The sequence below is a fragment of the Herpetosiphon llansteffanensis genome, from assembly GCF_003205875.1.
Lineage (GTDB): Bacteria > Chloroflexota > Chloroflexia > Chloroflexales > Herpetosiphonaceae > Herpetosiphon > Herpetosiphon llansteffanensis.
In genome coordinates this window covers 66,587-82,429 of sequence record NZ_PUBZ01000147.1, presented here as the reverse complement: position 1 = coordinate 82,429, position 15,843 = coordinate 66,587, and the positions used below count along the sequence as shown (strand labels likewise).

14 protein-coding genes and 1 tRNA gene are annotated in these 15,843 nt (G+C 46.4%); 11 read left to right on the top strand and 4 right to left on the bottom strand.

The features are described 5' to 3' along the window. Positions 1-87 precede the first annotated feature (87 nt). A complete protein-coding gene (locus C5S61_RS23805; protein ID WP_110519601.1) occupies positions 88-903 on the top strand; it encodes an STAS domain-containing protein in 816 nt (271 codons plus the stop codon). A gap of 32 nt (positions 904-935) precedes the next feature. Here C5S61_RS23805 and C5S61_RS23800 read toward each other — a convergent pair whose 3' ends face one another. From C5S61_RS23800 to C5S61_RS23790, 3 genes are all read right to left on the bottom strand, one after another. Further along, positions 936-2,429 carry an STAS domain-containing protein gene (locus C5S61_RS23800; protein WP_110519599.1) on the bottom strand — a complete coding sequence of 498 codons (1,494 nt, stop codon included), beginning with the start codon at positions 2,427-2,429 and terminating at the stop codon, positions 936-938. Positions 2,430-3,041: 612 nt separating this feature from the next. After that, entirely contained in the window at positions 3,042-3,674 is a 633-nt protein-coding gene (locus C5S61_RS23795; RefSeq protein WP_110519597.1) for a hypothetical protein, read from the bottom strand. A 74-nt stretch (positions 3,675-3,748) separates the two neighbouring features. After that, complete coding sequence (locus tag C5S61_RS23790) at positions 3,749-7,180, bottom strand: hypothetical protein (RefSeq protein WP_124033500.1); 3,432 nt, start codon at positions 7,178-7,180, stop codon at positions 3,749-3,751. 915 nt (positions 7,181-8,095) lie between these two features. On the opposite strand from C5S61_RS23790, the gene C5S61_RS23785 reads away from it, so the two are divergent. The 10 genes from C5S61_RS23785 to C5S61_RS23740 all read left to right on the top strand — a co-directional run bounded on the left by C5S61_RS23785 (position 8,096) and on the right by C5S61_RS23740 (position 14,870). Beyond that, positions 8,096-8,998: a poly(ethylene terephthalate) hydrolase family protein gene (locus C5S61_RS23785; RefSeq protein WP_110519594.1), complete on the top strand. Its 903-nt coding sequence runs from the start codon at positions 8,096-8,098 to the stop codon at positions 8,996-8,998. A 135-nt stretch (positions 8,999-9,133) separates the two neighbouring features. Beyond that, positions 9,134-9,706, top strand: a complete 573-nt coding sequence (locus tag C5S61_RS23780) for a hypothetical protein (RefSeq protein ID WP_110519592.1) — start codon at positions 9,134-9,136, stop codon at positions 9,704-9,706. Positions 9,707-9,866: 160 nt separating this feature from the next. Continuing rightward, positions 9,867-9,953, top strand: a tRNA-Leu gene (locus C5S61_RS23775). A gap of 109 nt (positions 9,954-10,062) precedes the next feature. Further along, positions 10,063-10,737: an adenylate kinase family protein gene (locus C5S61_RS23770; RefSeq protein WP_110519590.1), complete on the top strand. Its 675-nt coding sequence runs from the start codon at positions 10,063-10,065 to the stop codon at positions 10,735-10,737. A gap of 97 nt (positions 10,738-10,834) precedes the next feature. Beyond that, complete coding sequence (gene trxA / locus C5S61_RS23765; RefSeq protein WP_110519588.1) at positions 10,835-11,176, top strand: thioredoxin; 342 nt, start codon at positions 10,835-10,837, stop codon at positions 11,174-11,176. A gap of 127 nt (positions 11,177-11,303) precedes the next feature. Further along, the gene (locus C5S61_RS23760) at positions 11,304-11,813 is read left to right on the top strand and encodes a glycine/sarcosine/betaine reductase selenoprotein B family protein (protein WP_164689755.1); all 510 of its coding nucleotides are present in this window, start codon (positions 11,304-11,306) and stop codon (positions 11,811-11,813) included. An 18-nt stretch (positions 11,814-11,831) separates the two neighbouring features. Further along, the gene (locus C5S61_RS23755; RefSeq protein WP_110519584.1) at positions 11,832-12,140 is read left to right on the top strand and encodes a hypothetical protein; all 309 of its coding nucleotides are present in this window, start codon (positions 11,832-11,834) and stop codon (positions 12,138-12,140) included. 83 nt (positions 12,141-12,223) lie between these two features. Then, positions 12,224-13,717, top strand: a complete 1,494-nt coding sequence (locus C5S61_RS23750) for a sensor histidine kinase (protein ID WP_164689754.1) — start codon at positions 12,224-12,226, stop codon at positions 13,715-13,717. After that, positions 13,714-14,130, top strand: a complete 417-nt coding sequence (locus tag C5S61_RS23745) for a response regulator (protein WP_110519580.1) — start codon at positions 13,714-13,716, stop codon at positions 14,128-14,130. Before C5S61_RS23750 ends, C5S61_RS23745 begins: the two co-directional genes overlap by 4 nt. 26 nt (positions 14,131-14,156) lie before the next feature. Then, on the top strand, positions 14,157-14,870 hold the full coding sequence (locus tag C5S61_RS23740; RefSeq protein ID WP_110519577.1) for a hypothetical protein: 714 nt from the start codon (positions 14,157-14,159) through the stop codon (positions 14,868-14,870). 30 nt (positions 14,871-14,900) lie between these two features. Here the strand turns inward: C5S61_RS23740 and C5S61_RS23735 are convergent, their stop codons facing one another. Continuing rightward, positions 14,901-15,728 (bottom strand): alpha/beta fold hydrolase, encoded by an 828-nt coding sequence (locus C5S61_RS23735; protein ID WP_110519575.1) that lies wholly within the window; start codon positions 15,726-15,728, stop codon positions 14,901-14,903. Between the last annotated feature and the right edge of the window lie 115 nt (positions 15,729-15,843).

Below are 15,843 nucleotides of genomic sequence, written 5' to 3'. Positions count from 1 at the left end.
AGCATAGTTAGAGACTCGGCAGATCGCAGTAGGTTGGTATTTTTTATCGCAATCCAAAAAACCTAACTTTTAGGAGGGCTCGCAACTGTGGCAGATTTAGCAGCTTTTTATACCAAACACTTCGATGAAATTATCGAAGCCACGATCGGGGTCATTCAAACCAATGTGGTTGAATATAGCAAAATGCCGCGCGAGGAACTTAAGAAACGCACAGTTGCCTCAATGGATGCATTAATTCAAGATTTGCGTGATCCAGAGAAGCATGCCTATCAGCAACATATGCGCGACATCAGCTACGATCGCTTTCGCCAAAATATTCCTTTAAATAGCGTTCAACAAGTGTTGCGCAGCGCCAACCAAGCCACTGCTAGCGTGTTACGCAACTATTATGCAGACGATCCGGTCTTCTTGCTCGAAATGCTCGACCGCTTACATGAGCTAACCGCCGAAGGCATGATGGGCATGTTCAATGGCTATGAAGATGCCCAAGTCGAAATTATTTCCAACCAAGAATCAGCCCTCGCTGAGGTTTCATCGCCAATTGTGCCAGTCTATGGCGGCATTTTGGTACTGCCGCTGATTGGCTCGGTCGATTCGCGTCGTGCAGGCCAAATTATGGAAGCCTTGCTCGAAGCGATCAATACTTATAGCGCCGATGTGGTCATTTTGGATATTACTGGCGTGCCAGTCATCGATACTGGCGTTGCCAACTATCTCTTGCAAGCAGCCCGCGCCGCCCGTTTGCTTGGCTCAACCGTCGTGTTGGTCGGCATCGGGGCCGAAATTGCCCAAACGATCGTTCAATTGGGCATTGACCTAACCGGCATCGTGACCCGCGCCAACTTGCAAGCTGGGGTTGAATATGCGCTCGAATTGCAGGGCTTGGCAATTCGCCCGCGCTAATACCAACCCATACGAGCCACATCAGCGAGTTTTTAGCGCTTGATGTGGCTCTTTTTTGCAATAATTTGGCCAATTGCTGCTTGCAACGTTGCTGCTGTCGCCACAGTGTTCAAATCGGCTCCCATACTCACCAATGATTGAGCAACATCAGGCCGAACCCCAATTAAGGTTGTTTGTGCTCCCAGCAAGTAGGCTGCACGCAAAATCCGTTGCATGCCAATTGCGCCCTGATCATCAATCAACTGCACCCCAGTCAAATCAATTAATAAGCGTTGTACAGCTTGCTGATTGAGTGATTCCATCAATACCCGCTGGCATTCAGCAATTCGTTGCTGATCGAGCACGCCAATCAATGGCACAACCAACACGCCAGGCAAAACCGGAATCGTTGGAAACGACAGTGCTTGCACCGCCTGCGCCAATTGATTGCGCTGTACTTTTTCTTGCTCAAGCTGTTCTACCGTGCTACTCAGCCGTCGCCGTTCTTGCTCAAGCAGCGCCGTGCGCCGTTCCAATTCAGTAATATCACGAATAAACAACATTGTGCCTTGAATTTGCCCAGCACTATCCAAAACTGGCGAGACCGTATTTTCAAGCAAACGCAATGGCTCACCTAAGGCCAAGGTTTGAATAAAAGGCTGAAATGGATCTTGGGCTAATGCCTGCTGCAAGGCCGCAACATCATCAGTAGCAACCCCAATTGTGGCTAAATTATCCTGAAGTGGTTGTTGATTCTGCAAGCCGAGTTGTTGAGCAGCATAATTGAGATACACCAACATGCCTTCACGATCAACCACAACCATGGCCTCGCTCATCGTTTGCAGCGCATGCTGCACCGCCACTTGTTTGGTTTGAAATAAACTCCCACGCAGCACAATGTAGGTTAGGCTTAAAACCAATGGCACGGTTTGCAAAATACTCGCGAGCTGCCCACTTGAATCCAACTTAATAATTCCCAAGACCGAGTTAGTAAGTGCTGCAAATAGAATTGCGAACATGAGCCAGCTAATCGAGCGCCGCGTTGCCGGATTACGCCAAAATGCCGTTGCCAACAAACCAAGCTGAACCAACCAACCAAGGCTGAATAAACCCAACATCAAACCAGCCGCCGCGCCAGCAATTGGCCGATAAATCCCTTTCGATAGTTGAATGCCTGCCGTAAACCAGCCAAATTGCCCAATCAGATCAAGTGCTAACACGCCAATTGCGCCAACATACACCAGACTGATCCAACGAATTGGGCGCTGGCCTTCCCACCACTGAGGCATAAACAGCGCCGCAAACAGTAGCAGCATTAATAAACACAACAGGCCTAAGCTTATAAGCGCAACACAAACCAACATATATGAGGCCGTCGGATCAGTGTTTAGATTTCGAGCCAGCGCCGTGCTATTGATCACGACCAAGCACAGGGTTAAACAAAAGAAGATTCGGGCAGGCCGATACTGGCTTGCTCGCGCCAGAATAAACGTACCTAAAGCAGTTTCAAGGACCACAAATACCAGATTAATCCAATAAGCAAGCATCGAAGTTGTATCCTAGGTTGATTGGTGTAACCATGCTATGATAGCTGATCACCTAGCCCTTGCACAGCTTTACAAACCAAGTTTTATGCTCAATCTTGCTAATTGTAATCGTTTGCTCATCCAGCATTTGCCTACAAACCAATGCCAAGTTGAATTGCTTATTGCAACCAGCGAGCTTATTTTCGCTGCTGCAACGTGCGCCATGGCTTAGCTCGGTAGCATGCATATACCGCGAACATCGCCGAAAGCAGCGTTACCACAGCCCAACCTGATCAGCATCACTAAAATATACGTGCTCGAACTCAGTCATAAACCCATTAATCAGCAATAAATCAATCCCTATCGTTCCAAAGGTTCTAGTTGAATAGCTCTTTTGCCAGATAAACGAATTCAAGAGTAATACACCTATCGGAAACCAGATAAATGCTGCAAAATTTAAATCATGGCGAGGATCGTTAAGCCCCCAAGCAATAATGGTTGAAGTTTAAAAAATCGAGATATAGCTCGCTAACGAATACAGACCAATATTAATCAGATAAAGATATTTTTGGATGCTAACCTGCTGCCAGCGGTGTGCTTTTGCTTTTGGAACTTGGTACATAACTACTTCTCCTATTTACAAGAATCTTGATACTGCTCTTCTCGAAGCCTAATCGACTTTTTCGCGTCAACATCGTTGATCATGTCACACCACGTCACTATTGCCTGGTGAATTTCACTAATATCTCCTTTTTGGAGCATAGATTCAGGTATTTTTTCAGTAAAAGCTGTAATATGATCATACAATTGCTGAATTCGAGCACGACTTGCAGCACTAACTGATCCTTCTTTTTCAATAATACTGCTAATATGACTTATTTCAACTGAATAATAATCAAATAATTGCACAAATCCAATCACATTGCCTGAGCCTAAACTTAAATTCCACCATGCTTTAACTGGCCATTTTAGTGCAGCATTGTAATTGTAGATAAAGTGTCTTGATAATTGACAATAAAGTTGTGCATTGGAAAGATAGTTCATAACGTTTGCTTGATTATTCTGATCAGCTGCACTCAAAGCAAAATCAAGCTCTTCAATGCAGTTATACCAACTAAACCATAAGGATTGCCCTGTTGTAGCAATTTGCCCACGCTGGCGTGCTTCGATAACTTTTAAATTGTGATTAATTGTATAACTATAGAAACTAAGCACCAAACAGCTAATCAGCGAGGCCGCCAGCAACCAACGTTGAAATGTATTCATAGCCATTCCTTTACTACTAGTGTAAATTAGCCGACCTTTTAGAGGCCGGCTAACTTACACGTGATTCAAACTAGCTACTTGTTACAAGGACCACTCTTATAATCAATTAAAAAGCTTTTATTATATAAATTAGGGTTTAACTCTTTTCTTGTAACATTATCGTAAAGTGGAATATCCCAAGATACTTTTAACTGCATATCTCGATTAATATTTTGCTTCTTACATGCAACAGTAACAAAAACTACAAAATAATCTCGTTGCTTAACCAGTACAGATTGCTGAAATGGCACTCGTAAGACTTTTATTTTTGTATTAGGATTATCATCCCAATCATTTAATATCATAGTGTTTACTAAAGATGGTCTATCTCCCATATCTGGCGTACTTTCTGGGAATAATTGGGATACATCACCAACAGTAATGGGGACTGAAAAGAGTTTTGAAACCATATCAACTGATTTAATCAAATCCCCAATAAATTGATCAAACCAAAGCTGATTACCCTTAAATCGAGTTGCATCACCTCCAAAGGTTGCATCACTCAAATAATCACCTTGCGCAGCATTGCCAGTTAAACCATTACCTGAGGACACAAATTTAACAGTCACGGGATCATCTTTGGAGCCTAAGGTAACGCCAGCATTATCAGCATCATAAATATCACATGAATCTGCTGGCCAAGACTGTCCAGGTGTCACATAACCATTAGAGATTGAGCCCAATACTTCTAGTTGCGATCCAAAATCACCATCATTCACCCCAATATCATATGGTTTTGTAATCACTAGCCCAAAATCAAGCCGTTGTAATAATGAGCAATCTTTGCCAATCGTCGTGCGCTTCCATGTCCACTTCTTTTCATCAGGATCACCCAATGCTTCAATAGTGGAGTTGGGTTCAAGCAGCTTGCCAAACCAGTAATCGTCAGCATAGCTCGCATTCGTAAGCGCTGGCAGCTCGAATATAGAGCTTAACGATGCACTAAGTGAATCATCTAAGCCTAGATCGATTAATGTAGCCTCTCTGGTTCCATGACGTTGGATATATAACGAGAGATTTTGATTAAGTATTGAAGGGTTAGCTTGCGGCCCAAAGGGTTGTTGACGGAGCGCAAAATAAAGAGCTTCAAATGTTCCAGTGGTGTCTTGAAGCTCAGCCACAATATCGCCTGGCGTACCCAGGCTAGAGTGATACAAATCACCAGTCAAGGCAAATGGATAAGTCAGATTGCTATAATGCACTTGCCCCGCCACATCCATATATTCATCATAAATAACCAAGGAGTTTATTGTCATTGTTGTTGGGGTAGTAGTTCCAGCTAATTCAGCAAGTGGTACATTCAAATACGTCACGCCAGGCACATCAATCGGGCCAGCGATGCTTGCTCGCGGACTGAGCAAGGCAACCTTATCAATTCGGGCGATTGGTGCAGAAGCCCAACTAGGTGCAATAAAGCGAATTTTGATCGTTTGATTTTGGAATTGCTGAATCGGCAATTGTGCTATCTTCCAGCCATCGTTAAGCGAATGATACAGTTGATTCTGATCGATTCGGGTAATAGTTGTAAAATTGGCCCCTGAAAGTACTTCAACAGCCAAATGATGTTGAGCATTGCCATGATCCTTATTGCCAACTTGATAGACAAAGCGCAAGAATTGGCTATCACTGGCAACTTCAAAACCAGAACTTGTAACATGCTGCCAAGTCTGTGAGATTTCGATAAATGCATGATCAGGGGCATGGTAGGCTGCTTGTTTTGCCCGGGTTGCGCCAGCAATGAGCTGAAGATTATCCAGCCAAGACGTGGAATAGCCATGACCTTGATGCCTAAATTGGAGTTTAATCGTTTGGCCTTGAAATTGAGCCAAACCTAAACGTGCTTCATGCCAACCATTATTTGGGTCATTGCCATGACCATAGACCAAACCTGCATCAATCGGCGTAACGATTTCAAAGCCATCGCCACTCAATACATAAACCTCAATCACCGAACGCCACCACGCATCAGGGTGTTGGGTTTTATAGTTAAATTGGAGGGCTTCAGTATCGGATAAGACAGTCCATGCATCGCTGGTAAAGTGTGCATTATTCCCAGCAAATCGCACAACCTGTCGATTCGAATCACTTGTTTCGAGCATAATTGGCGTATGCTCGCTGCTCGACCAGCCAGTTAAAACGTGGCCGACTTGAACATTATCCAAACGCAAATAGGCGGTATTATGGGCTTCCAACGTGAATTGAAGCTTAATTGTTTGATCTTGGAAGCGCTGCAAATCAAGCGCTAAAGCTTGCCAACCTTGATCTGTTGAGCCAAGCAAAGAATTAGCAGGAAGTGGATGGATAATTTCAAAGTTACGCCCACTCAAGATGTTGATTGCAACCCGCTGGCGTGCAGTAGGATTATCGCTAAAGCCAGTTTGATAATCGAAGTGCAGCTGTTGCGCAGTCAGCGGAACAGTAAAATCGAGCGAGGTAAGCTGCGTTGCATGGCCATGCAGATAGACATGATTGCCTTGGGTTGGATTCTGATCAAGGCTAAGCAATTGATGATTTTGGGTTTGCCAAGCAGGCACATCTTGGACAAGCTTTAGTTGTCTCATCTGGCTGCTTGGGCGACCATAGGCATCATTAATGAACTGTAGCTTGATGGTTTTCCCACGATAGCCAACCAGATCAAGTCGGCCCTGTTGCCAGCCTGCTTGGCTCGAACCCACAAAGGTATGACCTTGGGGGAACTCAAGAATTTCAAAGTTTTCGCCACTTAATATTGTTATCAGTAGCCGGCGGGTAATAGCAGGATCATCAAGATCGCCGAGCAGATATTCAAAATGAATACTGGTCGCAGTAGGTGGCACGGCAAAATCAACACTACTGGCCCTTGTTTGAAGTCCTTCAAGATTGATGAGTGGCTGTTGCGGTTCAGCTAATATGAGCTGAGGTTGTTCAAAATCAGCGTTTTCAATCACATCAAAGGCCATAAAATCTTGCCCAAAATCAACGTTTAATGCAGTTCCTGAGGGGAGTGCTGCTGTCTTGGTTCGCACAAACCTTGCATTTGAAATATCCCAACCAGGCACAGCCCTATTTAAGCTGAAACTATCAATCGAGGTAACTTGGGGATGATGTTGCCACCAATCGTTGATGATTTTGATTTTGATCGTTTGACCACGAAATGCCTGAAGATCAAGCACTGCTTCATGCCAACCATCAGTTAAGCGTCCTTGCAAACTCCATTGATCAATGTTGGTTATCGTTGCAAATGCTGCGCCACTCAAAATCTCAACAAAAAGCGGCGCACTTCCATCGCTCTGCCAACGCCCAGTACGATAGCGAAACGAAAGGCTTTGAACTTGCTGATTTAGGTTTATCGGGGCGGAAATAAGACTGGCACTTGCACCAGTAATTACCGCATACGCCCCAATCAAATAATCATTGTGAATTGCAAATTCGCCACTATTCGATAGCTCCCAATCGGGGATTTCTTGAGTTAAACGCAGATTGCGCACGTGGGCCGATGGCTGATCAACCCACCACCAATCGTTAATAAAGCGCAGCTTAACCGTTTGGCCACGAAAGGCTTGAATATTTAAGCGACCTGTTTGCCAGTCAAGCCGATATTGGCCCTTAATGCGCCAATTGCTAATGTTGGTAACAGTCGCAAAATTTGCTCCACTCAACACTTCTACGTGCAGCGGGGTCATGCTATCAGCGGTTTTACGCCCAACTATGTATTCAAACAGCAGCATTTGGCTAGCATCGGGCACAACCAATGCTTCGGTTGTAAAGGCTTGGCCTGCATTTTCGATGCTGAATGATTCAGGGCTAAACGTTGCCAAAATTTCTTGATCGCGAGCAAATTCGCAGTTCAATGGGTAGTTTGTAGATGGTAAAGCTTGGTTAGTATGCTTGACTGAGGCATTTTGCGGCTGATTTGGTGCTGGATCTAATTCAGGTAAATCAACACTGGCAGCAGGCTCAGGGCACGGATCTGGTTCCAAATCAAAGGGTGAATATTCGGTGGCGGCAACCGATAGCTCGCTATCAATATAAAAGACATCTTGATCAGTTTTGGGCAAAATAGTTGCAACATTCGAGGGCTGGCCGCTAGTCAGCACTTGATAATCATCAGCATCAAGCAGCATATCGTTTAATGCGGCATGCTTGGCGACGGGCTGAACAGTGGACGCGGTTGATTGAACAGCTTTTGAAGGGACGATACCAATCATCATACTACTTACAATCAACATACTCATAACACGGCGTATTGGAATCATCGCAGCCTTCCTTGTGATGTAGAAACTGACAATCGTAGCGCTACAATCAACCCTAGATACACAAACCACAGATTTTTGGCATGCGAGAAGCACCAATTTGCTAAATTGGCTAAAATGAGCGTAATTTGGCTCGGAATGAGGTGGCACATGGCACGCTATAAAAAGTGGTTTTGGGGAATTGTAGGCAGTTCGATCGTGGTATCAATTCTTTGCATTGCTGGGCTGAAATTCACTGCTGGTAAACGTAGCAGTTACGACTATGACACTGCGTATCCGTTGGAATTTGGCTATGCGCAACCTGGAAGCTTAGCAATTATCCATAATCAAGTAAGTCTTGCTGATCAGCAAAAAGCAATTATCTACTATCCAAGTGATTTATCTCGTGCTTATCCAGCAATTATTTGGGGCAATGGCACGATTGCTTCGCCAGCAAAATATGCTGGTTTATTCGAGCATCTGGCAAGTTGGGGATTTATTGTGATTGATAGTTATAGTGAAACTACTGGCGATGGTGCGGCAATTATTCAAACGCTCGATTATTTAATTTCCGCTAATGCAGATCCAAGCAATAATTTATTTCAAAAAGTTCAGCTTGATCGAATTGGCGCGGTTGGTACATCGCAAGGCGCAACCGGAATAATCAATACCTACAATCGCTATCCACAAGGGCAGATGATTAAAACGTTGATCACCAATGCGCTACCACAGCAACGCTGGACAGATGAAGCACACACCTATGATCCAAGTTTAATCGCCGTTCCATGGCTCATTTTGAGTGGAACCCGCGATCTGATTGTCTCGCCTGCTGCGGCCAACCAAAGCAGTTTAGAGCAATCAAGCGTCCACAAGGGCTTTTTGGCAATGTCGGTTGGCGCTGGACATACCGAAATTGAAGCCGATGGCGGCAGTTATCGCGGCTATTTAACTGCTTGGCTGCGCGCATATCTCGCTGCCGATTCCAACGCATTGAGCATATTTGAACCAACCCATGGCGAAATTTGGGCGAATCCACATTGGACGCATGTTGTGGAGTATTCAAGCGCCAAATAAGCAAAATTGGCCTTACGACAACCAATCAAAGAGTTAACGAGCAAAAAGGCTGCTTTTCGCTTGACACAGAACGCATGTTCTACTATACTCACAGCCAGCATATTTGTTCTAACGTTGACTCACAGGAGGTTCGCTATGGCCATTACAAGTCGCGATCTACGTTCAGCGGAGGTTGTGCGCCGCACGAGACCTACCACCGTCATTACCCTGCCACAAACGCGGCAGCGGTATGCGAGTCGCTCGATGTCGTTTGGTGTGCATAACAAGTTTGCCTATGCCATCACCATTATTTTGGCGTTGATTTTGGCCAATGCGATGTTCAGCCCAATTGTCTCGTGGTTCAAAGTTAAGTACGACGATGTGAAATATGGCCGCCCGCGCACAATGCAAACCACCGCATTTGTTGGCCACGACGAAACCAACGGTTTGCCTTCGCACTTTGTCGCAATGAATATGGAACGCCGGATCGTCATTGTCGAAATGCCTGGTGGCGACCCAGCCAAGGCCCGCACAATTGTTGGCCCATACCTCTTTGGGTCGGGCGAAGATTTAACGCCTGTCAGCCTGCGCTTTGCTGATGTCAATGCTGACCAACGTTTGGATATGTTGGTGAGCGTCAAGCAAGAAGAGATGGTCTATATCAACGATGCCAGCAGCAACCAATTTCGCATGATTACCAGCGAAGAGCTTGCCAAACTGCAACAATAATTTTTGAAATTTCAGGGCAACCGAGAGTCAACAGCAAATATGTGAGTATCTACACCACTTCAGAGTCGCAACTGCGGCTCTGAAGTTTTTTAGCCCCAACTTGCACAATCGTTGAAAATTTGCTATACTTGATGACGTTGCTTTAGCAGCAAATCCCTTAGCCGATGTGGCGGAATTGGCAGACGCGCTACGTTCAGGGCGTAGTTCTCGCAAGGGAGTGTGGGTTCGACTCCCACCCTCGGCACCAAAAAACAATCGCGAATATTCGCGGTTGTTTTGTTTTAAACCCGCTACATCAGCACTAAACTGCTGTGATAAGATATTGGATATTATTTGTTTAATGCCGAGGTATAGGGATGAAACCACTTAACCTCATTCTTTTTGGCCCCCCAGGTGCGGGGAAATCGACTCAAGCAGCCTATTTGGATAAATTAGCAGCGATTGATTCAATCTCGACTGGTCAACGTTTGCGCCAAACTGTCGAAACTGGCTCTGAATTAGGCCAAGAGGTTGCACAGGTCATGGCCGCTGGCCGCTTGGTCGACGATACATTAATGAACAAGCTTTTGAATGAATGGCTGCTGACTATTCCCAGTGAGGTTGGCGTGCTGCTCGATGGCTATCCGCGCACGCTGAGCCAAGCCCAAAGCCTTGATCAATTGATGCAAGCAATCAACCGCCCGCTTGAAGTGGTCATTGCGCTCACGCTCTCCGATGAAGAGGCAATTCGGCGCTTAAGTGGCCGCCGCATCTGCCGCATCAAAGGCCAGCCCGACCAAATTTTGCACATCAGCGATCAAGCAGCCTTAGACCATTGTCGGGCTAGTGGCGGCCAACTGATCGAGCGCGATGATGATCGACCAGATACAATCAAACGTCGTTTAGCTGAATATAATGCCAAAACTGAGCCATTGCTCCAATTCTACGGCGAACGCGATTTGTTGATTTTGATCGATGCTGATGGCACGCCAAATGAAGTTTCTGCTGCAATTGAGCAAGCCTTGCAACAACGCTTTAATGGCGCAGAGTAGCACCTAAACATTAATATAACGCTTATTAGCTTTTATCAAAAACGTGCTACACTACATGCAGGTGCAGCAATGCACAAGCTATCAAGGAGGACTTTCAATGGCCAAGCCATTAGCAGTTAGCGATGCCGAATTTGAATCAGCAGTGATTAATTCCGATATTCCCGTTTTGGTTGATTTCTGGGCACCATGGTGTGGGCCTTGCCGCTCAATCGCCCCAGTGCTCGAAGAATTGGCCGATGAATACCAAGGTAAATTGTTAATTGCCAAGGTAAACACCGATGAAGATAGTGGCAACGCCATGAAATTCGGAGTTCAAGGTATTCCTACCTTGATCTTCTTCCAAGGTGGTCAAGAGGTCGATCGGATTGTTGGCGCAGGCCCCAAGAAGATCTACCAAGAACGCATCGAAGCGATTCTTAACCAAACAACCGAAGCCTAATTACGCTTACTCGTAAGCGACAGCAGCACTAATCGTTGTGATTGGTGCTGTTTTTTATTGCCCAGCAATTGTTGCCATGCTACACTGCCAACAGCACAATTGCGCATTTGATGATTGGGGTTTGGCAATGCGACGAGCATTCAATCAACTTGGGGCTTGGTTGTATCGGGCGCTGCCTGGGCTTGGCCAACGTTGGGCCAAACGCTTTCAGGTACAAACAGTCGCGGCCCACATTCCATGGACGGCGGTGCGTGGAACATTGGCCCAGCAACGAATTAGTTTAATTACAACTGGCGGCGTGCATCTGCGCAGCGATCCAGCTTTTGATATGCACGATCCCCATGGCGACCCCAGCTTTCGTTTGATTCCTGCGGATACTAAACCCAATGATTTGATAATTACCCACGATTATTATGATCATCGTGATGCAGATCGGGATGTGAATATCGTGCTGCCAATCAGCCATTTTCAACAGCTGGCAGCGCAGGGCACAATTCAGCAACTTGGGCCATGCTACAGCTTTATGGGTCATATTACCGACGAGCATATTGATACATTAATTAACCAAACCGCGCCAGCAGTTGCCCGAAATTTACGTGCAGCCGGAATTACAGCAGCAGTATTGACTCCTGCCTGAGGCATTTGTAACCAGTCCGTGGGACTGATTGCGCGGGTCTTGGAAGCGGCTGGGATTAGTACAGTCAGCTTTTTTCTGCTGGCTGAAATTGCGCAACAGCTTGGCGTGCCGCGCGGCTTGAGCGTCAAGTTCCCCTTTGGCCATGTGTTAGGCGAGCCAGATAATAGTGTTCAGCAACAACTGTTGATCAACCATGGCTTAGATCTCTTGATGCAGGCCAGCCAAGCAGGCACATTCGTGCAATTGCCCTATCGTTGGAAGCGCGAAGATTGGGCTGGCTTGGCACAAGCGCAACAGGCTGATTTAGCGCAATCAGACGCACAATAATTATAAAAACATGGTATGATTTTGAGCCATAATCAAGCATTTGCAACCTAATTAAATTAATGAAACTGAACGGTGGCCCCACGATGGAAGAACGCGATCAAATTGATGCCAGCCTTCAGGAAAATCTCCTATCGTTTCGGATCGACACACTCACGATTTTGGTCTATTTGTGCTTGGGCTTTGGGGTATTTTGGTTTGCCATGTTGCTGACCCAAGTTACTGGCAATCCAGGTAATTATGCGCGCAGCGGCCCGCCATGGGCTTTGTTTGCGGTTGGCACAGGCGTGGCATTTTTGGGCTTGCGCTACAACAAAATTCGCTTAGCCCGGGGTGCATTCTTCTTCTCGATTGTGGGCACGCCAACCATTAGTTTGTTTCTCCTGCCTGGCACAACCCAATTTATGGCCTACTCGCTGGTGCTCGCAGTGATTGTGGCTGGGATTTTGTATTCGCCACGTGCACCGTTTACCGTAGTTTGCTTAGTTATCATTATCTTTTTATCCGTCGGCTTTGCGTCGGCCACCAATGTTACCAATCATTATGGCTCGATTACCCAATTTATCACCACCTTTACGCCGCCAATCGTCATTTTGGTTTTGGCAGCACTGACCAGTTGGCTCGCCACCCGCGACTTAGTAGCAACCGTCGAATGGGCCATGGAAAGCCATCGTTTGGCCGAGCGCCGCGCCGAACGCTTGCGAGTCAGTGAGGCTCGGGTAGCGCGCACACTCTTGGAGCTTGAAGGCGCATATGAGATGCAATCGCGCTTGAATAGCCAGTTGCAAGTGTTGAATAAAGAGCTTGAAGTAGCCCGGACTGTTGCCGACGAAGCCAATACCTTGAAAACCCGCTTCTTGGCCAATATGTCGCACGAATTGCGCACGCCGCTTAACGCAATCATCAACTTTACTCAGTTTTTGGGCAAACCACGCTATGGCGATCTAACTGCACGCCAAATTGAGCTGCAAGAACGGGTGCTGGTCAATAGCGAGCATCTGCTTGGCCTGATCAACGACATCTTAGACCTTTCGAAAATTGAAGCTGGACGGATGGAATTACAGCTCGAATTGCTTGATTTACAGCCAATTTTCAATGGGGTGATGGCAACTGCGGTTGGCCTGACCAAAAGCAAAGGGCTGAACCTCGAATCGGATGTTGAGGAAGAAATTCCGCCGGTGCGCGGCGATAAAGTGCGGGTGCGCCAGATTCTGCTTAATTTGCTCTCCAACGCCGCCAAATTTACCGATAGCGGTGGCATCACGCTGCGAGCCTTCGAAAGCGATGGCATGGTGCAAATTTCGGTGATTGATACAGGCGCTGGCATTCCTGCTCACGAACTGCCCTTGGTTTTTGAAGAATTTCACCAAGTCGAGCAGGCTGCTTCGGCACAACGCCAGCAAGGCACTGGCTTGGGCTTGCCAATTAGTCGGCACTTGGTAGAATTACAAGGCGGCACAATGTGGGCTGAAAGCCAATTTGGCAGCGGTTCGAGCTTTAGCTTTACCCTGCCGATTGCCGAAAACCTTACGCCCGAAGTTGTGATTTTTGATCCACAGACGAAACAGACAGCGCTATGATAGACCCAACATTTGCCCATGTGCTGGTCGTTGAAGATCGTGACGATACCTTTTTTGTCGTGCAAGATCTATTGCTTGCTGAAATTGGCGTGCGTTCGTGTGTCCGTTGCCGCGATGGCCGCTCGTTAATTACGATGCTTGATGCACCGACATCAGGCTTGTTTGACTTAATTTTGTATGATATTAAACGGCCTTTACGTGCAGCATTTGCTCAATTGCCAATATTAAGAGTGCATCCAAAATTAATTGGCACGCGGATTGTTGCCTTAACTGCCAATATTATGATCGATGATGTAGAACGAACACGGAATGCTGGTTTCGATGGTTTTATTGGTATTCCAATTAATCAAGATCGTTTTCCCAACCAAATTTGGCGCATTCTCCATGATGAATGGGTTTGGGAACCACGCTAGCCAACCCAATAATCAGGAGCGCTTTTATGCAAACAATTTGGATGCTTGCCGCAGGCGATTTGCTTACCTTTTTATTAACTTCAGCAGCGTTGTGGTGGATCACCAGCATGATCGGCTTGATGGATGAGGAAAGTGGCTATTTGGCGGGGCTTGGCGCATTGATGATTAGCATTGGCGGCGCATTATCGTCGTTCAATCGCTTCAGCAAATTAAGCTCTGGGCAAAGCCTATTTGGCTGGTCGATTGATCTGTTTCAATTTTTAACTCCAGGTTTTGTGTGTTTGGCCTACGCGCTTTGGCATGGCCAGCAAGCCTTGCATTTGCGGCGCTCGGCCCAGATTTGGATCGCGCCAATCCTCACGATTGTCGGGATTCAAGGCTTTACTGCATTAATGCTTGGCCGCCAAGCAGGCCCAAGCAAATTTTTTTTGTTGCTTAGTTTCACCAGCATTGCCACATTTATCGTGATTGGCTTATGCATTCGCCAAGCTCGTTGGCAACGCTTGCGCACGGTTATTCTGTTTTCAACTGCTTATTTGACGATGATTAGCAGCATGAACATTATTGCGCATAGTTTCAGCGCGCCATCTGATCTCATGGTTTCAATGGTTTTGACCACGAATATGCTCGCTTCACTCTTTTTTGCTGGGGCTGGCTGGATTTTGTATCAAACAACCAAGCGGCGGCAACACTTGCACCGCACAATCGCCATGCTTGATGATACATTGGCCCAACCCTGATTAAATGATCGGGCTGGGCCAATCGATTAATTACAAGTGATTGCGATCGATAAATTCGTCAATAATCCGATTGAATTCTTGGGGCTTCTCTAGGCTGACCATATGTGCTACATCGGGGAAGGCCACATATTGGGCATTTGTTACGTGTTCGGCTAGATATTTAGCTGCTTCAACACAATCTGCTTCATCAAGTAGGCCAATAAAAATCAACAGTGGCACTTGGATTTCGGCCAAACGGCCAACCGCTGGTGGGTCTAATGGCTGGGCATCGGCCTCGACTGGTTGATTAATAAAATTCTCGTAGGTCATCGAGCGCACAGCTTCGTAGACAGCATTATCGGCGCGACCTGCTGGCTGATTTGGCCCATCGGCCCAAAAGCGAGCCTCTAATTCAGCTAATAAAGCCCAATCTTTGGCTTCTTGGGCGGCTTGCATTTTGCCAATTGGCTCCACCAAATCGGGTGGAATTTCTTCTGAGCCAAAGCCACCTAAACCTGAGCCAAGCACCACCAAGCCCTTGACCCGATCGGGAAAGCTCAAGGTTGAATCAATCGCAATACTACCACCGCGTGAATTCCCAATCAAAATCGCCTGATCAACCTTACAATGATCAAGCACAGCCAAAAGATCTTGGCGATTGGAAAAACTGACGGCTTCGGTTTTCGAGCGGCCAAAGCCACGAGTATCATAGCGAATCACGCGATATTTGGGTGAAAAATGGGCAACTTGGGCATCCCACATGCGCGAATCGGCAACCCCAGCGTGGACAAAAACCAACGGCAAGCCACTGCCTACCGCTTCATAATACAATTCACCACCATCAACAGCGACATAGCCTGTTTCAAGCGTCTGACTCATCAAGAGTCCTCCTCATACAATCGATAGTGAGTCTAGTATAGCCGCACAGTTGTTCGTTTTCTAGCGCCAAAAGACTGAGATTTCAGCCAATTTGCCAAGTTTATGGTACGATCAA

Excerpts from the sequence above, each read along its gene's own strand:
- C5S61_RS23745 (WP_110519580.1), top strand. The coding sequence starts at position 13,714 with ATGATAGACCCAACATTTGCCCATGTGCTGGTCGTTGAAGATCGTGAC.
- C5S61_RS23760 (WP_164689755.1), top strand. The coding sequence starts at position 11,304 with ATGCGACGAGCATTCAATCAACTTGGGGCTTGGTTGTATCGGGCGCTG.
- C5S61_RS23780 (WP_110519592.1), top strand. The coding sequence starts at position 9,134 with ATGGCCATTACAAGTCGCGATCTACGTTCAGCGGAGGTTGTGCGCCGC.
- trxA (WP_110519588.1), top strand. The coding sequence starts at position 10,835 with ATGGCCAAGCCATTAGCAGTTAGCGATGCCGAATTTGAATCAGCAGTG.
- C5S61_RS23735 (WP_110519575.1), bottom strand. The coding sequence starts at position 15,728 with ATGAGTCAGACGCTTGAAACAGGCTATGTCGCTGTTGATGGTGGTGAA.
- C5S61_RS23795 (WP_110519597.1), bottom strand. The coding sequence starts at position 3,674 with ATGAATACATTTCAACGTTGGTTGCTGGCGGCCTCGCTGATTAGCTGT.
- C5S61_RS23750 (WP_164689754.1), top strand. The coding sequence starts at position 12,224 with ATGGAAGAACGCGATCAAATTGATGCCAGCCTTCAGGAAAATCTCCTA.
- C5S61_RS23785 (WP_110519594.1), top strand. The coding sequence starts at position 8,096 with ATGGCACGCTATAAAAAGTGGTTTTGGGGAATTGTAGGCAGTTCGATC.
- C5S61_RS23800 (WP_110519599.1), bottom strand. The coding sequence starts at position 2,429 with ATGCTTGCTTATTGGATTAATCTGGTATTTGTGGTCCTTGAAACTGCT.
- C5S61_RS23770 (WP_110519590.1), top strand. The coding sequence starts at position 10,063 with ATGAAACCACTTAACCTCATTCTTTTTGGCCCCCCAGGTGCGGGGAAA.
- C5S61_RS23740 (WP_110519577.1), top strand. The coding sequence starts at position 14,157 with ATGCAAACAATTTGGATGCTTGCCGCAGGCGATTTGCTTACCTTTTTA.